The organism is Pararhizobium sp., assembly GCF_035497515.1.
GTDB lineage: Bacteria > Pseudomonadota > Alphaproteobacteria > Rhizobiales > Rhizobiaceae > Pararhizobium.
The window spans coordinates 16,130-36,817 of sequence record NZ_DATJDJ010000063.1 but is presented as its reverse complement, the minus strand read 5'-3'; the positions used below and the strand labels follow the sequence as shown (position 1 = coordinate 36,817).

Sequence of the window (20,688 nt, the reverse complement as noted above, 5' to 3'; positions counted from 1 at the left end):
TCTTTGTCTGGGATACCTTTGTGAACCTTCGATTGGATAAGCTCGGCGTGATCATCGCGCTGCTGATTGCCTACGGCGCGCTGGTCGCGCCGTTTGCGACCTTTCGCGCCAATCGTATCGTCCCAGGCGACGCAAAGCCGATCCTCGAGGCCTTGCCGAGCGGCATGGGCATCATATTCTTGAGTCTGATGCTCGCTGCAGCCGCCCTCATTCTCCTGAAGACACCGGCGCTGCTGCGACTCCTGGCTTCATCGTTCGGCGTAGTCGCCGTCGTTCTTTTCATCGGCATGACGGTAACGTACCTGACGCCGGCGGAAAACACCTATGCGCGTGTCTCGCCAGCGTCCGGTTTCTGGATATTGCTGTTTGCCTATGCGCTTCTGGCCGCCGATTCGATCACCCGGCTCAAGCCAAGGCCGATCGTGCGCGTTCTGTTGCTTGCGATCACGCTGGGTGGAGCAGCTGTCGTCCTGATGTCGGGGCTTTGGGATGGCCTGTCGATCCTCAAGGAATATGCCGGCCGTGCCGACGTGTTCTGGACGGAGGCGAGCAGGCACGTGGCGCTGGCGCTCGGTTCGCTGCTTGGCTCGGTCGTTGCCGGCCTGCCGCTCGGCATCTTCTGCCACCGGGTTGCGCCGCTGCGGGCCGGTGTTCTGAATACGCTGAACCTCATCCAGACGATCCCGTCCATCGCGCTGTTCGGCATCCTCATCGCGCCGCTCGGCTGGATCGCCGCCAACGTGCCGGGCGCGGCGGCGATCGGCATTCGCGGTGTCGGGGCAGCGCCCGCCTTCGTCGCTCTGTTTCTTTATTCGTTGTTGCCGGTCGTTGCCAACACGGTGGTGGGGCTTGCCGGTGTGCCGCGCGAGGCCAACGAGGCGGCGCGGGGGATCGGCATGACGGATCGCCAAAGGCTGTTTCGCGTCGAACTGCCGCTCGCCCTGCCGGTCATCCTCACCGGCATCCGTATCGTTCTCGTCCAGAATATCGGGCTTGCGACAATCGCGGCGCTGATCGGCGGTGGCGGTTTTGGCGTCTTCGTCTTCCAGGGTATTGGGCAGACGGCGACGGATCTGGTGCTGCTGGGGGCAGTGCCGACGGTGGTGCTGGCTTTTGCCGCCGCCATCGTTCTCGATGCCCTCATCGAAATGAATGCTCCGTTGCAAAACAGAGGCAGGACCGCATGATCGAAATCAACGGGGTCACCAAGCGCTATGATGGCAATACCGTCGTCGATCATGTGACGATGACGATCGAGCCGCGCACGGTAACGGTCATCGTCGGCACTTCCGGCTCGGGCAAGACGACGCTTCTGCGGATGATCAACCGGCTGGTCGAGCCGACGGAGGGCACGATCCGGATGGACGGCGAGGACAACCGGGCCATGCCGGGCCACGAACTGCGCCGGCGCATCGGTTATGCCATCCAGGGACACGGCCTTTTTCCGCATCGCACCGTCAGCCAGAATATCGCCACGGTGCCGGTGCTGCTCGGCTGGGACAAGGCGCGGATCGATGCCAAGGTGGCCGAGCTTCTGGCGCTGTTCCAGCTCGATCCCGCCATCTTTGCCGGGCGGTTTCCACACGAGCTTTCCGGTGGTCAGCAGCAGCGCGTCGGCGTGGCGCGGGCACTGGCGGCGGAACCGAACATCCTTTTGATGGACGAACCGTACGGGGCGCTCGATCCGATCATCCGGGCAAAGGCGCAGGCCGATCTTCTCGATATCCAGAAGGTGCTGAAAACCACGATCGTTCTGGTGACCCACGATATGGATGAAGCCTTTCACCTCGCCGACAAGATTGTGGTGATGGACAAGGGCAAACTCGTTCAATACGGCAGACCCGCCGAACTGGTCAAAAACCCGGCGACCGAATTCGTCCAGACCTTGATCGGCGCCAGCGAACGGCCATTCCGGCTTCTGTCGATCGAAACGGCTGGAGAGGCGGTGGAGCTGGGCATGGCCAGCGGGGAACCGGTCGCGGCGGCAATGAGCCAGCGAGACGCGCTGTCGGAAATGCTCTGGACCGGCCGAAACGCCCTGCCGGTGGCTGATGCCGATGGCACGATCCTTGGACGGGTGACACTGGAAGCGCTGGCCCGGCGCGCGGCCAAACCGCAATGACGGCCTGGATACCGCATATCCTGCGTGGCCTGTTGCTGGCGGCACTCATCGCCTTCCTCGTCTCGCCCGACTGGTTCGATCCGTTGCTGAAGCCGCTGGTGCAGGACAATGCCCCGGCGATCTACAATCAGGGCAGTTTGCTGACACTGACCCTCCTGCATTTGCGCACGGTGGCGATCGCGACCGTCGGCGCCATCATTGTCGCCGTTACACTCGCTATTCTGGTGACGCGGCCGTTCGGTGTGGAGTTCCTGCCGCTGTCGCGCAGCCTGGTGAGTATCGGCCAGACTTTTCCGCCCGTGGCCGTGCTGGCGCTTGCCGTCCCGATCTTAGGTTTTGGTGAAAAGCCCACGCTGATGGCGCTGTTTCTCTACGGCCTGCTACCGATCTTCGAGAACACGCTGACGGGGCTGACCACCGTGTCGGCCTCTGTGATGGAGGCGGCGCGCGGCTCCGGCATGACGGACAGGCAACGCCTGTTCAAGGTCGAGCTGCCGCTGGCGATGCCGGTTATCCTCGCCGGCATCCGGCTCTCGGTGGTGATCAGCCTTGCCACCGCGACGATCGGCTCGACGGTTGCGGCAAAAACGCTCGGCGAGGTTATCATCGCGGGGCTGCAATCCAACAATATCGCCTTTGTGTTGCAGGGCGGCCTCATCGTCGGCGCACTGGCCGTACTGATTTATGACAGCCTTTCAGCGATCGAACGGTTATTGGCGCGCCGCGCGGGACAATCGGCGCGAAAATAAGCGGTGGATTTTCATTGATTTGCTCCGATCGACGGCCACTTCGAAGTCCGCGACGGCCTCACCGATGCGGTATATGTCCGTGAGCAATGCCTTCCTATCGACCTTGCCCGAATTGATAAGGGCGACCGCTGTCCCGAATTTTCATGGAACACCAAGTTCATCCTCCACATAAATGCGAATGATCTCAGCCATGGTGCTTTCCGCTCGAAAGCCCATCGATAGCGCCAGCGCCGGTGCATAGTCGAAAGCCCAGCCGTCAACGATCATCTTGATGCGTTCGTCCGGCACACGGCGAATGAGCGTGATGGCATTTTCGCCCGCCACGTCGCGAAGCGCTTCGATCTGGTCCGCGACCGTCGCGGAAAGACCCGGCATGATCAGGTTTCGCCGCACGCCAAGGCCGGACAGATCGATGGATGCGCCGTGCAGAAGGAAGCCGACGGCGGAGCGCGGGCTGGCGAACCAGTGGCGAACCGTATCCGCGACCGGCAGTATCGCCTCCTGACCGACCAGCGGCTCGCGCAGGATGTTGGAGAAGAACCCGGATGCCGCCGCATTGGGCTTTCCGGGCCGGATGCAGATCGTCGGCAGGCGGATGCCGACGCCGTCGAAGATGCCGCGACGACTGTAGTCGGCCAGCAGCATCTCGGTGATGGCTTTCTGCGTTCCATAGCTTGTTGTCGGCGCCGTCAGGAATTCGTCGGTGATCGGTGAGGCGAAGGGCGGGCCGAAAACGGCAAGCGACGAACAGAAGACCAGCCGCGGAAAATAGCCGTTCGCTTCGCTCTCTGCCCGGATCGCTTCAAACAGCAGCCGGCTTCCGTCGAGATTGATCCTGTAACCCTTGGCGAAATCGATCTCCGCTTCGCCTGAAACGATGGCCGCAAGATGGAAAATGACATCCGGCCGCTGAGCGATCAAAGTTTTGGCGCGTCCGGCCTCGGAAAGGTCAACGATCTCGGTCGTGACCTCGCCCAAAAATCCGGCGGGAATACCCGGTGGAAAGATATCGGCCAAGGTCAGCTTGTCGACCGGTTGGTCCGACAGCTTACCATCCGCAGCAATACGGGCGGCAAGCTTGCGGCCGATCATCCCGGCCGCTCCAATGATCAGCACATGCATCCTATTCACCTTTCGTTTCGAAAGCACGACCGATGCCGGGTCCGTAGCAGAATGCTGGCCCGTGCCACCGGAAGGCCTTGCTCATCGCGCCAGCCAGCCGCCATCTACCGGCAGCACGGTACCATGCACGTAATCCGATGCGGAAGATGCCAGGAAAACAGCGGCACCACCGATATCCGCCGGACTTCCCCAGCGGCCTGCCGGGATACGGGCGAGGATGCTGCTGTTGCGCTCCGGATCTTCCCGCAACGCCATCGTGTTGTTGGTGACGAAATAGCCGGGGGCGATGGCATTGACGTTGACACCCTTAACCGCCCATTCGCAGGCCAGAAGCTTGGTCAGCCCGGCAATGCCGCTCTTCGAGGCCGTGTAGGACGGAATCCGGATGCCGCCCTGGAAGGACAGCATCGAGGCGATGTTGATAACCTTGCCCCTGCCCTTTTCAAGCATGTTGTGCGCGGCGGCCTGGGTCAGGAAGAACGCAGTCTTCAGGTTGATGCTCATCACAGCGTCCCAGTCTTCCTCGGTAAAATCGATCGCGTCGGCGCGACGGACGATACCGGCATTGTTGACCAGGATATCGATGCTTCCAAATGTCTTGAGGGTTTCGGCGACGATCGGCTTGACCGGATCGATGGAACCGAGATCGGCAGCTATCGCGTGGAATTCGGCGCCGGCCTGGCGCACCAGCGCTCCGGTTTCGTCCATCGAAGAGCGGCCGACGGCGACGATGGTGGCGCCCGCCTGTGCCAGTGCCACCGCGATACCCTGGCCGATGCCGGTATTGGCCCCGGTCACGACGGCGGTGCGGCCGGAGAGATCGAAAGGATTTGCCATGCTGGTTACCTCAACTCGCCGATTGCGACATGGTCCATGTCGGTGAAATTCTTGTTGTCGCCGGCCATGGCCCAGATGAAGCTGTAATTGCTGGTCCCGGCACCGGAATGGATCGACCAGGGCGGCGAAATGACTGCCTGCTCGTTGCCCACCAGCAGATGCCGTGTCTGCGTCGGTTCGCCCATGTAGTGGAAAATCCGCTGGTCCGCGGGAACATCGAAGTAGAGATAGGCTTCCATGCGACGGTCATGCGTATGGGAAGGCATGGTGTTCCAGACGCTGCCCGGCTCTAGCATCGTGAAGCCCATGGTCAGCTGGCAGGACTGGCAGACCTCCGGGTGGATGAACTGGAAGATCGAACGCCTGTTGGCCGTCTCCAGCGCCCCGACCTTCATCCGGCGAGCCTTCTCGGGCGTCAGATGCACGGTCGGGTGGATCGCATGGGCGGGCGCCGAGACGAGGTAGAATTTTGCCGGATTTTTCGGATCGGCACTTTCGAACAGGACTTCGGTGATGCCCTTGCCGATGTAGAGGCAATCGAGCCGGGCGAGATCGTAGATCGTTCCATCGAGACGAATGCGGCCCGGGCCGCCGATATTGAGCGCGCCGAGTTCACGTTCGGCAAGGAAGGTCTCCTGGCCGAGGGATTTTGGCGCGGACAGGGCGAGAGGTGTGGCAAGCGGTGTCGCACCGCCCAGCACCATGCGATCATAGTGGGAATAGGTGAGGACGATTTCACCCGGCTCGAAGATCGTTTCGACGAGAAACTGTTCCCTGAGCATTTCGGTATCGAAGGCCCGGACCGCCTCCGGGTGCGAGGCGTGCCGTACGTCAATTTTCATCGTTTCCATCCCTTTTTATCAAGGCGATCCGCTCGGAGATTCCGGTCGCCCCGTTCGATAGGTGCGGTGCCGGAGGCGCCACACGCGCATCGTCGCTTCACTCTATCATCCTCTTACCTTGTTGTACGACAAGTTTTATGTCAATGTCTTTATACGGCCTTGGCGTCGGGCCGCATAAGGACATTGATCGAACATGGCTGCCCGCGGAGACGAGGGTACAGGGAGTTGAAATGAAGAAAATTCTGTCGAGGGCCGTGACGGACGGCTTGAGCGTCACCACGATGGGGCTGGGAGGAACCGGGCTCGGCAACATGTATCGTTCCACCGACCCGCAGGATGCCTATGCGACCGTGCATGCGGCTTATGAGAACGGTATCCGCTATTTCGACACGGCCCCGGTCTATGGTTTCGGCCTGGCGGAAAGCCGCCTGGGCGAGGCGATCAAGTCGCTGCCGCGCAACGAGATCGTCATCTCATCCAAGGTCGGATACGATCTCGTTCCCATTCCGCCGTCCGAGATGACGCCGCAATTATGGGACGAAGCGCCACCGTTCCGGGCGGATTTCGACTATTCCCGCGACGGCGTCCTGCGCTCGATCGAAAGCACGCTGAAACGGCTCGGTACCGACTATATCGACATGCTGGCGATCCACGACCCCGACGAGGCCATTCATTTCGCGCCGGGCGAAGACCCCTATGCCCGCAGCCGTTTTCGCGAGGCGATGGACGGTGCCTATGTCGTGCTAGACGAGCTTCGGTCGCAGGGAGTGATCAAGGCGGTCGGCGTCGGCATCAACCAGTGGCAGATGCTGTCGGATTTCGTCGTTGCCGGCCATTTCGACTATTTCCTGCTGGCCGGGCGCTACACCCTGTTGGAACAGGAGCCGCTATCGGTTCTCTTCCCGGTCTGCGAAGAGCGCGGCACCAAGATCGTCATCGGCGGCCCCTATAATTCCGGAATTCTTGCCACCGGCGCCAGAGACGGCGCCACCTTCAACACGCGCGCGGCGCCTGCCTATGTGCTCGACCGTGTCCGGCGGATCGAGGCCGTGTGCGACCGCCACGGTGTTCCCCTGCCCGCAGCGGCGCTGCAGTTTCCGCTCGGCCATCCGGCCGTCGTCAGCGTCATCCCGGGTGCGCGATCGGTCGCCGAACTGACCCAGAATCTGGATTACATGCGGGTCAACATTCCGGCTGCCCTTTGGGGCGACCTGATGGCCGAAGGCCTTGTCGAATCCGGCTCGCCGCTGCCGTTGGGTGCCGCGGCCTGAAACGACGACACCCCGCCGGACGGAAATCCGGCAGCGTGTCATTAAAGGCAGGCTGGATTTAGCGAAGACCGTCGATGTCGGTCCAGAATGCATCCGGTATCGCGTATTTCGACCATTCCAGGTTCTGCGCGATCCGCTCCGGCCTGCTCATCCCGAGAACCGCTGCCGATACCAGCCTGTTGCGGAATGGAAACTGGATGGCGGCGGCCTGCAGAGGCACGTCGTGCTTTCCGCAGATACGCTCGATCCGTTGCGCCCGTGCCGTGATCTCCGCCGGCGGCGCGCCGTAGTCGTAGGTTGCAGTTCTCTTGTCCGACCCCGTTGCCAGGATGCCGGAGTTGAACACGCCGGCCACGACGATTTCCGTGCCGGCCTTTTCGGCGGCAGGAAAAAGATCATCGGCAGCACTATGATCCAGCAAGGTATAGCGCCCGGCGATCATCACCGCATCGAACTGCCCCGCCTCGACAAACCGCGTCGCAACGTCGCTTTCGTTGACGCCGACGCCGATCGCCTTGACATGGCCGGCCTTGCGCAGCTCGTCGAGCGCCCGGTGGGCGCCCTCCATGGCCTCGCCGAAACGCCGATCGTAGGCCTCGCCATGGGTGAACCGGTCGACGTCGTGGATATAGACGAGATCGAAATCCGGAAAGCCGAGGCGGTTGGCAGACTGCTCCAGCGAACGCATCGTCCCGTCATAGCTGTAGTCGAACACAGGTTTCAGCCGCAACGGAGAGGTCCAGAGCCCGTAATCCACCGCCTCCCCGCGCGGCGGCAGCATGTACCGGCCGACCTTCGTCGAGACGGTGATGCTGTCGCGCGGCACGGTGCGCAGATATTGACCGAGCCGGAGTTCGCTCAGGCCGTGGCCATAGAGCGGTGCAGTATCGAAATAGCGCAGGCCCGCGTCATAGGCCGTCGCCAGAACCTGCCGCGCAGCCTCCTCCGGGACGTCCCGATAGAGCGTGCCGATGCCGCTGGCGCCGAAACCGAGCCGGGACGCAAAGCCGATGCGGCGATGATCATCGTTTGCCATGATCGATCACCCGTCCTGCCGGAATGAGAAACCCGGCAGCCGATAGGCCTCGATGGCATTTGCCCCGAAGATCTTGTCGAGATCGCTTTCGCCGAGATCCTCCAGGCATTCCCGCAGGGCGTCAACCACGCGGTCGTAGCTTCCGGCGACGAGGCAGACCGGCCAATCGGTTCCGAACATGCAGCGATCGGCGCCGAAAATATCCAGCACTTCCATGACATAGGGTTTGAGGTCTTCCGGCGTCCAGTTCTGCCAATCCGCTTCCGTGACCATGCCGGAGAGTTTGCACCAGACATGATCCCGTTCGGCGCGAAAACCACGCATGAGCCGTGACCAGCCATCGAAATCCCGCTCTCGGATATTCGGTTTGGAAATGTGGTCGAGCACGAAGCGCATGTTCGGAAACGCTTCGACGGTGCGCACGCAGGAGGCAAGCTGCGGCAGGTTGGGGACGAGATCATAAACCAGCCCGGCATTTTCGACGGCGCGCAACCCGTGCAGCGCGTCGTTGCGCAAAAGCCAGTTGGGATCGCTTTCCGTCTGGATGAGATGGCGGACGCCCACAAGCCACTTGCCGTTCGGGCTTGCCTTCAGTTGGGCCAGCGTCTGACCGACATCCGGGTCGGTCAGATCGACCCAGCCGACGACACCGGCGACGAAATCCGTCTCTGCCGCCGTGCCAATGAAATCCCATGTCTCACCCAGGTCGTTCCAAGTCTGCACGAGGACCGTGCCGGAAACCGCGTTGGCCTCAAGCGACGGGCGAAGATCGGCCGGCTCGAAAACGCGGTCGATCGGCTCGAAGAGACCACTAAGCCAGCCATAATCTCCGCCGCTCTTAGGGTCCCAGAAGTGATGATGTGAATCGATGATGGGCATGATGATGTCCGTTGATCTCGTGTTGATAGCCGGGCCTGTCTCACCACTTCTGGTGGACGTGTTTGCGGATTTCTTCGTCATAGATCTGGACGATCTTCTCCATCACATCCTTCGACAGCGCCGGCAGGGCAGCCGCTTCGGCGTTGGACTGGGCCTGGGCCGGATTGCGGGCACCGGGAATGGCGACGGTGACGGCATCGAACATCAGGATCCAGCGCAGGGCGAACTTGGCCATCGTCGTATCGCCGGAGACCAGCGGACGGATACGCTCCACTGCATCGAGGCCGACTTCATAGGGCACGCCGGAGAAGGTCTCGCCGACGTCGAAGGCTTCTCCATTACGGTTGAACAGGCGGTGGTCCGTCGTTTCGAACTTGGTGTCGCGCTTGAACTTGCCGGAGAGCAGGCCGCTGGCCAGTGGCACGCGGGCGATGATCGCGACGTTCTTTTCCTGCGCCAGTGCGAAAAACCGCTCGGCGGGACGCTGGCGGAAGGCGTTGAAGATGATCTGCACGCTGACGACGCCGGGATATTCGATCGCCTTCAGCGCCTCCTCGACGCGTTCGACGCTGACACCGTAATTGCGGATCTTGCCCTGCTCGACGAGCCGGTCGAGCCGCTCGAACACTTCGGGATGGTAATAGAGGTCGGTGAGCGGGCAATGCAATTGCACCAGGTCGAGTGTATCGGTTTCAAGATTCTTCAGGCTGCGCTCGACATAGGACGTAAGGTTGTCGGCGCTGTAGCCGGCAACGGTCTGCTCCGACAAGCGACGCCCGGCCTTGGTGGCGATGAACGGCCGCTCGCCGCCGCGCTCCTTCATGGCCTTGGCGATCAGCCGCTCGGAATGACCGTCGCCATAGACATCGGCCGTGTCGATGAAGGTGACGCCGCTGTCCAGCGCGGCATGCAGCGCCTTGATGGCGTCATCGTCGTTGATCTCGCCCCAGGCGGCACCGATCGCCCAGGCGCCGAAGCCGATTTCGCTGACGTTGCGGCCTGTCCGGCCAAATGGTCTGGATCGCATGGTGTTCTCCCTCGCTGCTTTAGCCGGCTTTCTGCCGGGTGGGGCGCAAGCCGCAGTCGCTTGACATCCTCTGTTTCCAGTATTATCAGAAAACAGGGTTGTACGACAACCCTGCAAGACTGCAAAATTCATCGGGAGGATGAAAACCGTGAAAAGCAATCTAGTGAGGAGCGCCGCACTGGCGCTGTGCCTTGGCGCGTCCGGACTTCCAGCGCTTGCCCAGGACACAGGAGATACAATCAAGATCGGCGTCGTCGCCGCTGAATCCGGCGCCTTCGTTTCCGCCGGCCACACACTTCCGGCCGGCGTCGGCCTGGCCGTCAAGCAGATCAACGATGCCGGCGGCATCAATGTCGGCGGTAAGAATTACAAGCTCGAAATGGTCAAGCGCGACGACCGAACGGATATCGCGACAGCGATCGCGGCAACGCAGGAACTGGTGCGCGACGAAAAGGTTGCGGCGATCTTCGGATCGGAATCCCACGATTTCACACTGGCCATGGCGAAAATCACCCAACCTGCCAAGGTCATGCATTTCGCCGGAAATTCGACGCTCGGCAAGGTCCTGACCCCGGAAGCCGTCAAGGCCGGCGGCGCAAACCATTACCTCTTCCAGTCGGAACCGCAGGAATTCCAGCGTTCGGGATCGACGGCACGCGGTGTTCTCAACCTGCTTGAGCCCCTGCTCGGCGCCAAGCCGAAGAAGTCGGTCGTCATTGCCGGCAATGATGCAACCGGCCAATTCCTGTCATCCTTCTACATCACGGCGCTGAAGGCGGAAGGCCAGGAGGTTCCGGACATCATCTTCTATCCGCCGGAAACGACGGATTTCTCGCCCTTCCTGACCAAGGCCAAGAGCTACGATCCTGACATCATACACTTCTGGTATAACGGCGACTCGACGCTGACGGCGCTGCCGCAGGCCCTCGAGCTTGGCGCGGCGAAGAGCTACTTCATGTTCGGCGTGGACCCCGGCATCTGGAAGGAACGCGGCCTGACCGCCGACGTTCCGGTGGCGATGAGCTGCGTGCCGATCTGCTGGGGCGCATCGTCCAACCCTGGTTCGAAGCCGTATTTCGACGCCTATTTCGCGGCTGGCGCACCGCATGGCGTCACCTCGTCAGTCTCGCTGCTCTATCATGATTACGTCCACTTCCTCGCCAAGGCCTGGGAAAAGGCTGGCTCCTTCGATCCGGACAAGACTGTCGATGCACTGATGTCGATGAAATATTCCGGCGTGGTGTCAGACAGCATCGCCTTCAACGAGACGCACCAGGTCACCCATGCGACCGAAGTCTGCGCCGCGGCACCGGGCGGCGATATCACCTGCTCGATGCAGCAGCCTCCGGAAAAGGCTCCGCAATAAGGTCTCTCCCAGAGAAGGCGACGACACTCCTTGAGCGTCACCTTCCGTCTGCCGGACGTCCGCGCCCGGCAGACAACCGCCTGAAACAAAGGCTGCGCAGCTTTCAGGGGCAGCATGGAACATGACGGAAGAGCAACCGTGGATATTCTCCTTCAGCAGATCCTCAATGGCTTGTCGATCGCCAGCGTCATCACGCTGATCGCAATCGGCGTCACCCTCATCTTCGGGCTGACCGGCATCATCAACTTTGCCCATGGCGAATTCCTGATGGTCGGCAGCATCGTCACCTGGCTTGCCGTCAGCAACGGTCTTCCCTTCCCGGCAGCCCTCGTCCTTGGTGTGATTGCCGTGGCTCTCATGGGCTTCGTGCTGGAGCGCGTCATCTTCCGCTTCACGCTGGAACGGCCGACGAACGGTTTCATCGTCTCGCTCGGCCTGATCGTCGTCCTCCAGCACATCGTCATCCTGTTCTGGAATGCCAACCAGAAGAGCATTCCACGTCCGGTGACGACCGTGTGGGAAATCGGCGGCGTGCGCATCGCTTCCGTCCGGGTGATGGTCATCCTGATGACGATCGCGGTCGTTGCCATGACCTATGTCATGATCACCCGCAGTCGCTATGGCCGGGCGCTGCGCGCCAGCGTCGAGGATCGCGATACGGCAGCGCTGATGGGCATTCCCGTGCGCCGCTACATTACCGGCGTCTTCGTGCTTGGCAGCGCGCTGGCCGGCCTTGGCGGCGGCCTGCTGATTGCGCTTTTCCCGATCACGCCGTTCACCGGTGGCACCATGGTGATGAAGGGTTTTGCCGTCGCATTGATCGGGGGACTCGGCAATCTGTCGGGCGCTGTCGCAGCCGGATTGATCCTCGGCATCGTCGAAGGCTTGAGCGCCGGCTACGGCTTTTCCGAATGGACCGACGCCTATTCCTTCGGCCTGATGATCCTCGTCCTGCTGTTCCGTCCGCATGGTCTCTTCGGGGGAACCAGCGGCCCGAAAATGGCCTGATGGAGGGCTAATGAACATGATCGGTCAGACACAATGATCAAATCCGTCTCTTCCCTGCGCTCGCTTGCACCGGTCCTCATCGTGCTGTTACTGCTGGCGCTCGTTCCGCTGTTCTCCCCGAGCAACCGCTTTCTGTCACTCGCCATCTCGGCCGGCATCAACATCATCGCGCTCTATGGCCTTTCCGTGCTGTTCGGCCAGACCGGCATCCTGTCGATGGGCCATGCGGCGCTGGTCGGCGTCGGCGCCTATACGGCGGCCCTTCTTGCGCGCGATTTCGACATCGACTTCTGGGTGTCCATTCCGGTCGCCGGCGTCATGGCCGCCATTGTCGCGGCGATCATCGGCATTCCGTCGCTGCGCGTCAGCGGCCACCACTTCGTCATCATGACCTTCGCCTTCGGACAATTGCTGACGATCGTCCTCACCAACGGCGGCGATTATACCGGCGCTGCCAGCGGCCTCGACATGGGCAAGCCAGTGACGATGTTCGGCGCCGACCTCGATACCCTGCCGCACTTCTACCTGCTCGTTGTCGCCTTCGTGACGATCAGCGCGGTCGCAAGCTGGGCGATCATCAATTCGTCCTATGGCCGCACCTTGCGCGCCGTCCGCGAAAACGAGAAACTGGCGGCTGCACTGGGCATCAATGTCGGCCGCCACAAGATCGGCGCCTTCATCGTCAGCGGCGTCTTTGCCGGCGTTTCCGGCGTGCTGCTCGCCTATTTCCTGCGTCATATCTCGCCCGGCCAGTTCGCCTCCTTCCCGAGTATCTATCTGGCGCTGATGGTCATGATCGGCGGTGCCCGCCTGCTGCTCGGCCCACTCGCCGGCGGCATCCTTGTCTCCTTCCTGCCGGAAGTCCTGAACCTCGATCCGGTCCAGTCCCGAATTCTGTACGGTGTCTGCCTGATCGCGGTCATTCTTTTCCTGCCCAACGGCTTGATCGCCGGCATTGCCGATGGCTGGACCTGGCTCGTCAAGATGTCGAAGCGCACGCCGGCAGCGGGCAATGTTTCGGAGGTCGGCCGATGAATGCCATTCTCGATATCAGGGGGCTGCGCAAGCAGTTTGGCGGCGTCACCGCGCTGTCCGGCGTCGATCTTACGATCAACGAAGGCGAAATCCTGGGGGTGGTCGGTCCGAATGGCTCCGGCAAGACGACGCTCTTCAACGTCGTCACCGGCGTCCACAAGCCAACCGCCGGCACCGTGACCTGGAAGGGCAAGGACATTACCGGCATCCCCGCCAACCAGATCTCGCGCAACGGCATCGGCTATACCTTCCAGCAGGCCATGGCCTTTCCGGGGTTGACCGTGCTGGAAAACGTCCAGATCGCCACCGAGCATTCCGCCGCGTCCGCGCGCGCAAACTTCGCCTGGCCAACACCGATATCGCTGCTGGAGTTCGTCGGCATACCCGGCCTTGCCGGCGAGAAAGCCGGCATCCTGCCCTTCGGCAGCCTACGCCTGCTTGGACTTGCGCTTGCGCTTGCGACCCGGCCATCGCTGCTTTTGCTCGACGAACCCGCGGCGGGTCTCAACGATCGCGAGACAGCGGCACTGGTGGGTCTCGTCCAGCAATTTCCGGCGCACGGCATCAGCGTCTGCGTCATCGATCACGATATGAAGCTGATGCAGATGCTCTGCAAGCGGCTCGCCGTACTCGATTTCGGCTCAAAGATTGCCGATGGGCCTACGGCCGACGTGCTGCACGACCCGAAGGTACTCGAAGTCTACCTTGGAGGTGAACTGTGACCCTGCTTTCCGTGTCCAACGTCACCACCGGTTATGGTCCGACAATCGTCAATCGCGATGCATCGCTGACGCTCGAAAAGAACGAGATCATCACCATTCTAGGTCCCAATGGCGCCGGCAAATCGACACTGCTGCGCACCATCGCCGGGCTGGTAAAACCCCGCGCCGGCCTGATCACCTTCGACGGTGAGACCGTCACCGGCCAACCGCCGGACGTGATGGCCAAACGCGGCGTCGTGCTCGTGCCGGAAGGGCGGCGCATCTTTGCGGACATGACGGTCGAGGAAAACCTGCGGCTCGGCGCCTATACCCGCCGCGACGCCGACGGCATCAATGCCGATGTGAAGACGATGGAATCCTTCTTTCCGATCCTTGCCGCCAAACGCAACGACAAGGGTGGATCGCTGAGCGGCGGCCAGCAACAGATGCTGGCAATCGCACGCGGCCTGATGGCAAGGCCGAAGGTGCTTCTGCTCGACGAGCCTTCGCTCGGCCTCTCGCCGCTTCTCGTCAAGGAGATCAAGGCGATCATCCTCAACATCGGCGAACGCTTCGGCGCGTCGGTGCTGCTGGTCGAACAAAATGCCGGGCTTGCCCTTTCCGTCGCTGCGCGTGGGTATCTGATGCAAAATGGCCGGATCGCCATCTCCGGGCCAATCGAAGAGCTGAGGGATATGTCGCTGATGCGCGAACTCTATCTTGGCGGGATCAAGGAGACGGCCTGATGCAAAACGACACGATTGCGGTTTCCTATGGACGTGGTCACCTGAGCGTGCACATGCCCGAAGGTGCCGAACCGACGATCATCCGCAAGCAGCCTTTGCCAAAGATCGGCGATCCGAAGGCGGTCGTGATCGAGGCGCTCGAAAACCCGATCGCTGCCGCGCCTCTGTCGCAGCTTGTCACGGGTCGCAACAGCGCCTGCATCCTGATCTGCGATATCACCCGCCCTGTCCCGAACCATCTCTTTTTGCGCCCGATGATCGAGACCATGCTTTCTGGCGGCATCCCGCGAGAAAACATCTCCGTGCTGGTGGCGACCGGGCTGCATCGCCCCAATCTCGGCGAGGAACTGGCGGAACTGGTCGGCGATCCGTGGGTTCTCGAAACCGTGCGCGTCGAAAACCACTATGCCCGCAACGAAGAGGACCATATCGACCTCGGCTTCACGCCGACACGGCATACGCCGGTCAAGCTCGACAAGCTGTTCGTCGAAGCCGATCTTCGCATTGCCACCGGGCTGGTCGAGCCGCATTTCATGGCCGGCTGGTCTGGTGGCCGCAAAGTCATCGCGCCAGGCGTCGCCCATCACGAGACAATCCGCACCTTTCACTCCGCCCGCTTCATGGAAGATCCCCTCGCCGTCCAGTGCAACCTGATCGGCAATCCGCTGCATGAGGAGCAGCTAGAAATCGTCAAGCTGCTGGGCGAGGTCTACGCGCTGAACACCGTTCTCGACGAGGAGCGCGACCTCGTCTGCGTCACCTTCGGCGAAATCATCGCCAGCCACGCGGCGGCCGTCGATTTCGTCAGCGACGCAACGCGCATCGGCCTGCCCAGAAAATACGGCACCGTCGTCACCTCGTCCGCCGGCTACCCGCTCGACAAGACCTACTATCAGACGATCAAGGGCATGGTAACGCCGCTCGACATTCTCAAGCCCGGCGGCACGCTGATCATGGTTTCCGAGTGTTCGGAAGGGTTCGGTTCGCATGAATTTCGCGAGGCGCAGGCGCGCCTGGTCGAACTCGGGCCTGAACGATTCCTGGCGACGCTGACCGCAAAATCACTTGCCGAGATCGACGAATGGCAGACGGAGATGCAACTGAAGCCGATGCGGGTCGGCCGCATCGAACTCTACACCACGGGTCTTGCAGGAGAGGATAGGACGCTAACCGGCGTGACCATGATCGGCGACCTCACCGAGGCGATAGCAAAGAGCATGGAGCGCAGCGGCGACCGTCAGGTGGCCGTCATCCCGGAGGGCCCGTATGTCATTCCGCAGTTCTCAATTTGACCGTTCAGGCCGTCGGCTGGCCGGTATGATCACGAAGTTCCGCGAACCGGGCGGCGCTTCGCGCCAGATGGCTGCGAAGCGTCTTTCGAGCTGCGTTCTCATCACGGTCGCGGATGGCCGCGAAGATGGCGCCGTGTTCGCGGCGCATGCGAGCCATGTGCTTTTGACGCTCGGCCGGCCCCATTGTGTCGAACCTTGCCCATTGCCGCGGGATCATCAGGTTGCCGAACGTATCGAACAGCCGGGCATAGTAGGAGTTCTGCGTCGCCACCAGGATCGCTCGATGGAAGGCGAAATCCTCGGCAGCTCCCGAACCACCGGCAAGAATGGACGCATCGAGTGCATCGAGCCTCGCCTGCATGCGTTCCAGATCTTCATCCGTGCGCCTGAGCGCTGCGAACCCGGCCGCCTCGACCTCGATGCCGATACGCAGTTCCAGTACGCTGATGACTTCCTCGATCGATTCGAGATCGTTGGGAACGATGGAGAAGGACCGTGGGTTGGGATCGTTGGAGACAAAGGCGCCAAGCCCCTGACGCGTCGTGATCAATCCCTTGGCGCGCAGCGATGCCAGCGCCTCGCGCACGACCGTGCGGCTGACGCCGGTCGCCGTCATGATCGCCTGTTCGGTCGGCAAGCGCTGACCGGGCGCAAGATCGCCGGACTCGATCTGCGCGATCAGCGTATCGACCAGTCCGCTGCGCAGGTTGGGCGTATGCTGGATGGCGTTGAAAAACGCCCCTTCCTTTTCCGTCATCGTCTCAGTGACCCTTCCACGCGAGCCCTTTCCGCGAAATCCATTTCACTCCTGCTATCCGATGGCAGCAAAAAAAGCAAAAGAGGCTCGCAAACGCAGGGCCGAACCAACCGGGAGAAGACGTCATGAACGAACGGATCGGATTTATCGGCATCGGTGCCATGGGCTCCGGAATGGCGGCTAACCTCCTGACCAAAGGGTTTCCGCTGACAGTGCTTGCCCATCGCCGCCGGGAAGCAGTTGACGATCTTGTCGCCAAGGGCGCCGCCGAGGCAAGGACTGGCAGGGAACTGGCAGAGGCGAGCGACATCGTCGTGCTCTGCGTCACCGGATCGCCACAGGTAGAGCAGGCGATCAAGGGACCGGATGGCCTTGCCTCCGCCGGCAAGCCGCTGCTGATCATCGATTGCTCGACATCCAATCCCTCGACGACCGTTACGCTCGCCGCCGATCTGGCCACAACAGGCATTATCCTGATCGACGCCCCCCTCGCCCGCACGCCAAAAGAGGCCGCGGAAGGCAAACTTGACGTGATGTCGGGTGGTGCGTCGGAGGTTTTCGCTCGGGCGAAACCGGTTCTCGATGCCTTTGCGGCACGCGTCATCCATACCGGTCCGACCGGCAGTGGCCACACGATGAAGCTTCTCAACAACTTCATCTCCATGGGCTATTCGGCGATCTATTCCGAGGCGCTGACCCTCGGCGTCAAGGCGGGGCTGACGCCGCAGGTCTTCGACAGCGTCATTCGCGGCAGCCGCATGGACTGCTCCTTCTATCAGGCCTTCTTCGATTTCGTGCTGAACCGCAACGAGAATGCCCAGCGTTTCGCAATGGTCAACGCCTTGAAGGACATGTCCTATCTGGCCTCCTTCGCCCAATCCGCTGATGTCGCCAACCCGATCGGCGCAGCCGTACGCAACAGCTTTGCCACCGCCGTTGCAACCGGTCATGGCGAGGCTTTCGTTCCGGCACTTTCGGACGTGATTGCCGGACTGAACGGCGTGTCGCTGACAAATCCGCTTCCAATACGCTAGGACAGGCAAAGACGAATGAAGTCATTTCACCTCGACCCCGTCGGCGGCATTGCCGGCGACATGTTCATTGCCGCAATCCTCGACATACGGCCGGACCTCGAAGCCGGCCTGCGTGAAACGTTGTCACGGTGCCCGCTGATCGATGATGTTTCCGTCGCGGTCGTCGAACACAATGACGGTGTATTAGCGGGGCGGCGGTTTCTGGTCGACCGCGCCGATGATCGCCCAGAAACTCCGCCGCATCGCCATCCCCACGGGCATCATGACGATCATCACCGCCACGATCACGCCGAAGATGAAACTCACCACCGCGCCCATGATCACGTCGCATGGCGGGACATCCGATCGGCGCTGGAGACCGCACAGATCGATGCCGCCGTCATCCGGCACGCGATTGGCATTTTCGCGCTGTTGGCTGAGGCGGAGGCGAAGGTGCATGGAACCGCGCCAGACGAGATCAGCTTCCACGAAGTCGGCGCCTGGGACTCGATTGCCGATATTGTTGGCGCGGCCTGTCTGATCGCACAGCTGGATGCTGCAACATGGACGGTGGGTCCCCTGCCGCTCGGCTCCGGTCGGGTGCGGACCGCACATGGGCTGTTGCCGGTCCCTGCTCCCGCGACAGCGCTGCTGATGCAGGATTTCGCGACCATCGACGACGGTATCGGCGGCGAGCGGGTTACCCCGACGGGCGCGGCGATCCTTCGCTATCTGTGCAGGGAACCCGCTCCGCCCTCGCCCCGCACCCTCGTCACGTCCGGCCACGGTTTCGGGACGCGCACGTTGCCGGGTATCAGCAACTGCCTGCGCATTCTCTGCTTCGAAACGATGGAGGATGTTGTCACGACAGAAACGATCGCCGTGATCGAGTTCGAGACCGACGACCAGACCGGTGAGGATCTTGCCCATGGGATTGACCACCTGCGGGCGCAGGACGGCGTGCTCGACGTGGTGCAGGCGCCGGTGTTCGGCAAGAAGGGGCGAATGATGGCGCATGTGCGTGTTCTAACGCGAGCGAATGCGTTGCAGGCCGTTGCGCGGCGGGTTTTCGAGGAAACCAGCACGATCGGCATCCGGCATTCACTGGTCCAACGCCTGATGCTGCCGCGCGAGGCAGGGGAAATTCAAAGAGACGGCAAGTCATTCCGCACCAAGACGGCGATACGGCCCGGCGGCCCGACCATGAAAATCGAAGCCGATGACCTTGCCGATATTACCGGCAAGAGCGCGCGTGACACGATCCGCAGGACGGTAGAAATGGGTGACAAGACGGAGGACGCAGGATGATCGACGCACTGCGCGATATTCTCCGCGACATCGGTCCAACAACGGTTGCCGTCAGCGGCGGCGTCGATTCTATGACGCTCGCGGTTCTCGCGAACCGCATGCTTGGCCGCGATCAGGTGACGATGATGCATGCCGCGTCCGCCGCCGTTCCACCCGAGGCGACGCAGCGCGTCAGGCACTGGGCCTTGATCGAAGGATGGGATCTGTGCGTGATCGACGCCGGCGAACTGGCGGACGAGAAATATCGCAGCAATCCGCTCAACCGCTGCTTTTTCTGCAAGGGCAATCTCTACGGCACGATCGCCGACCTGACCGACCGGCAGATTCTGTCCGGCGCGAACACGGACGATCTCGGCGAATACCGGCCTGGATTGGATGCCGCCCGGCGATATTCCGTTCGTCATCCCTATCTCGAAGCCCGGATCGACAAGAGCGGGGTGCGGGCGCTTGCCCGCAGTCTCGGTCTCGGTGACCTCTCCGAACTCCCCGCCTCGCCCTGTCTATCGAGCCGGGTCGAAACACTGATCCGGATCGAGCCGGAGACGCTGCAAGCCATCCATGCGGTGGAACTGCTCGTTGCGGAGAGGCTCTCTCCCCGAACCGTGCGCTGCCGCGTCCGGCAAGCCGGGATCGTCGTTGAACTCGATGCATTGAGCCTCGATACTGCAAGCCCATCCAAGCGTTCGGCCCTTGCCGCGTTGATCGGCAGCCTCCTGCCAGATGCCTTGGCAAATAAGCCCATCGCCTTTGCCGCCTATCGCAACGGCAGCGCATTCATCGGTGCAAAACCATGAGCGGCAACGACATTGTCTTCGATTTCGGTCGCGCCGAGCGGATCGGCCTCGACGAGGCAGTCTTCTGCCAGATGAAATCGCCCGCGCAGATCGATGCCATTCTGGACGGCGCGGCGCAAAGACATGCCGGTCTGCTTCTCACGCGTCTCGACATGGACAAGCTGGCCGCACTTTCACCCGCGCATCGGGAACGGGCCGACTATTGCCCGGTCTCGCAGACCGCTTTTTTCGGCCCGCTGCGGCCTGTCGCATCAAGCGGCACCGTCGCCATCGTCGCGGCCGGGACATCCGATGCTTCGGTTGCTCGCGAGGCGACGCGTACCCTGCGCCATGCCGGCATCGAAGCCTCACTGATCGTCGATGTCGGAGTGGCCGGCCTTTGGCGACTGACCGAGCGGCTGGACGACATCCGCCGGCATCCGGTGGTGATCGCCGTCGCCGGCATGGATGCCGCGCTGGCCAGCGTGCTCGGCGGCCTTGTCTCGTCGGCGATGATCTGCGTGCCGACATCGGTCGGCTACGGGGCTGCGGAGAGTGGGCGAACGGCGCTCAACGCCATGCTGGTCAGTTGTGCGCCGGGGATCACCGTCTGCAATATCGACAACGGCTACGGAGCGGCCTGCGCCGCCCTGCGTATTCTGGCAAGCGCCGCAAGGATGCGCGATCCCGGTTGACAGGCGTCGTCGGCCTGCTTTTGCACCACGAGCGTTCTTCCGCACTCCGTCATCCTCGGCCCTGAGCCCAGGACCCCTCAGCGCCTGCCAAAACCGCAGATGGTCGGGT

Annotated in this window: 21 protein-coding genes; 14 read left to right on the top strand and 7 right to left on the bottom strand. The window is 62.0% G+C overall.

All coding sequences use genetic code 11. The features are described 5' to 3' along the window. Window positions 1-20: 20 nt before the first annotated feature. From VL202_RS07230 to VL202_RS07220, 3 genes are read left to right on the top strand one after another with little or no spacing between them, the layout of a single operon-like run. Window positions 21-1,187: an ABC transporter permease gene (locus VL202_RS07230; RefSeq protein ID WP_325463456.1), complete on the top strand. Its 1,167-nt coding sequence runs from the start codon at window positions 21-23 to the stop codon at window positions 1,185-1,187. Next, on the top strand, window positions 1,184-2,122 hold the full coding sequence (locus tag VL202_RS07225) for an ABC transporter ATP-binding protein (RefSeq protein WP_325463455.1): 939 nt from the start codon (window positions 1,184-1,186) through the stop codon (window positions 2,120-2,122). The genes VL202_RS07230 and VL202_RS07225 overlap by 4 nt, the downstream gene beginning before the upstream one ends. Continuing rightward, a complete protein-coding gene (locus VL202_RS07220; RefSeq protein WP_325463454.1) occupies window positions 2,119-2,871 on the top strand; it encodes an ABC transporter permease in 753 nt (250 codons plus the stop codon). Before VL202_RS07225 ends, VL202_RS07220 begins: the two co-directional genes overlap by 4 nt. A gap of 141 nt (window positions 2,872-3,012) precedes the next feature. On the opposite strand, the gene denD is transcribed toward VL202_RS07220, so the two are convergent. From denD to kduI, 3 genes are all read right to left on the bottom strand, one after another. After that, window positions 3,013-3,993 (bottom strand): D-erythronate dehydrogenase, encoded by a 981-nt coding sequence (gene denD / locus VL202_RS07215; RefSeq protein ID WP_325463453.1) that lies wholly within the window; start codon window positions 3,991-3,993, stop codon window positions 3,013-3,015. An 81-nt stretch (window positions 3,994-4,074) separates the two neighbouring features. After that, on the bottom strand, window positions 4,075-4,830 hold the full coding sequence (gene kduD / locus VL202_RS07210; RefSeq protein WP_325463452.1) for a 2-dehydro-3-deoxy-D-gluconate 5-dehydrogenase KduD: 756 nt from the start codon (window positions 4,828-4,830) through the stop codon (window positions 4,075-4,077). A gap of 5 nt (window positions 4,831-4,835) precedes the next feature. After that, window positions 4,836-5,672, bottom strand: a complete 837-nt coding sequence (gene kduI, locus VL202_RS07205; protein ID WP_325463451.1) for a 5-dehydro-4-deoxy-D-glucuronate isomerase — start codon at window positions 5,670-5,672, stop codon at window positions 4,836-4,838. 230 nt (window positions 5,673-5,902) lie between these two features. Here kduI and VL202_RS07200 point away from each other — a divergent pair, with 230 nt between their 5' ends. Further along, window positions 5,903-6,943, top strand: a complete 1,041-nt coding sequence (locus tag VL202_RS07200) for an aldo/keto reductase (RefSeq protein ID WP_325463450.1) — start codon at window positions 5,903-5,905, stop codon at window positions 6,941-6,943. A gap of 58 nt (window positions 6,944-7,001) precedes the next feature. On the opposite strand, the gene VL202_RS07195 is transcribed toward VL202_RS07200, so the two are convergent. From VL202_RS07195 to VL202_RS07185, 3 genes are read right to left on the bottom strand one after another with little or no spacing between them, the layout of a single operon-like run. Then, window positions 7,002-7,979 carry an aldo/keto reductase gene (locus VL202_RS07195; protein ID WP_325463449.1) on the bottom strand — a complete coding sequence of 326 codons (978 nt, stop codon included), beginning with the start codon at window positions 7,977-7,979 and terminating at the stop codon, window positions 7,002-7,004. A 6-nt stretch (window positions 7,980-7,985) separates the two neighbouring features. After that, a complete protein-coding gene (locus VL202_RS07190; protein ID WP_325463448.1) occupies window positions 7,986-8,858 on the bottom strand; it encodes an amidohydrolase family protein in 873 nt (290 codons plus the stop codon). A gap of 40 nt (window positions 8,859-8,898) precedes the next feature. Next, complete coding sequence (locus VL202_RS07185; protein ID WP_325463447.1) at window positions 8,899-9,885, bottom strand: aldo/keto reductase; 987 nt, start codon at window positions 9,883-9,885, stop codon at window positions 8,899-8,901. Between the two features lie 148 nt (window positions 9,886-10,033). On the opposite strand from VL202_RS07185, the gene VL202_RS07180 reads away from it, so the two are divergent. The 6 genes from VL202_RS07180 (at window position 10,034) to larA (ending at window position 16,033) form a co-directional block, all read left to right on the top strand. After that, a complete protein-coding gene (locus VL202_RS07180) occupies window positions 10,034-11,251 on the top strand; it encodes an ABC transporter substrate-binding protein (RefSeq protein WP_414692816.1) in 1,218 nt (405 codons plus the stop codon). Window positions 11,252-11,389: 138 nt separating this feature from the next. Further along, window positions 11,390-12,259, top strand: a complete 870-nt coding sequence (locus VL202_RS07175; RefSeq protein ID WP_325463445.1) for a branched-chain amino acid ABC transporter permease — start codon at window positions 11,390-11,392, stop codon at window positions 12,257-12,259. Between the two features lie 33 nt (window positions 12,260-12,292). Beyond that, a complete protein-coding gene (locus VL202_RS07170) occupies window positions 12,293-13,294 on the top strand; it encodes a branched-chain amino acid ABC transporter permease (RefSeq protein WP_325463444.1) in 1,002 nt (333 codons plus the stop codon). Further along, on the top strand, window positions 13,291-14,016 hold the full coding sequence (locus VL202_RS07165; protein ID WP_325463443.1) for an ABC transporter ATP-binding protein: 726 nt from the start codon (window positions 13,291-13,293) through the stop codon (window positions 14,014-14,016). The genes VL202_RS07170 and VL202_RS07165 overlap by 4 nt, the downstream gene beginning before the upstream one ends. Continuing rightward, complete coding sequence (locus VL202_RS07160) at window positions 14,013-14,741, top strand: ABC transporter ATP-binding protein (protein WP_325463442.1); 729 nt, start codon at window positions 14,013-14,015, stop codon at window positions 14,739-14,741. The genes VL202_RS07165 and VL202_RS07160 overlap by 4 nt, the downstream gene beginning before the upstream one ends. Then, entirely contained in the window at window positions 14,741-16,033 is a 1,293-nt protein-coding gene (larA, locus tag VL202_RS07155) for a nickel-dependent lactate racemase (RefSeq protein ID WP_325463441.1), read from the top strand. The genes VL202_RS07160 and larA overlap by 1 nt, the downstream gene beginning before the upstream one ends. Before the next feature lie 4 nt (window positions 16,034-16,037). Here larA and VL202_RS07150 read toward each other — a convergent pair whose 3' ends face one another. Continuing rightward, window positions 16,038-16,790 carry a FadR/GntR family transcriptional regulator gene (locus tag VL202_RS07150; RefSeq protein WP_325463440.1) on the bottom strand — a complete coding sequence of 251 codons (753 nt, stop codon included), beginning with the start codon at window positions 16,788-16,790 and terminating at the stop codon, window positions 16,038-16,040. 38 nt (window positions 16,791-16,828) lie between these two features. Here VL202_RS07150 and VL202_RS07145 point away from each other — a divergent pair, with 38 nt between their 5' ends. Genes VL202_RS07145 through larB form a run of 4 tightly spaced genes read left to right on the top strand, consistent with a single transcriptional unit; the run spans window position 16,829 to window position 20,579 of the window. Next, window positions 16,829-17,824: an NAD(P)-dependent oxidoreductase gene (locus VL202_RS07145; RefSeq protein ID WP_325463460.1), complete on the top strand. Its 996-nt coding sequence runs from the start codon at window positions 16,829-16,831 to the stop codon at window positions 17,822-17,824. A gap of 15 nt (window positions 17,825-17,839) precedes the next feature. After that, complete coding sequence (locus VL202_RS07140; RefSeq protein WP_325463439.1) at window positions 17,840-19,111, top strand: LarC family nickel insertion protein; 1,272 nt, start codon at window positions 17,840-17,842, stop codon at window positions 19,109-19,111. Further along, the gene (locus VL202_RS07135; protein ID WP_325463438.1) at window positions 19,108-19,905 is read left to right on the top strand and encodes an adenine nucleotide alpha hydrolase; all 798 of its coding nucleotides are present in this window, start codon (window positions 19,108-19,110) and stop codon (window positions 19,903-19,905) included. The genes VL202_RS07140 and VL202_RS07135 overlap by 4 nt, the downstream gene beginning before the upstream one ends. Next, window positions 19,902-20,579: a nickel pincer cofactor biosynthesis protein LarB gene (gene larB, locus VL202_RS07130; RefSeq protein WP_325463437.1), complete on the top strand. Its 678-nt coding sequence runs from the start codon at window positions 19,902-19,904 to the stop codon at window positions 20,577-20,579. The genes VL202_RS07135 and larB overlap by 4 nt, the downstream gene beginning before the upstream one ends. Window positions 20,580-20,688 lie beyond the last annotated feature (109 nt).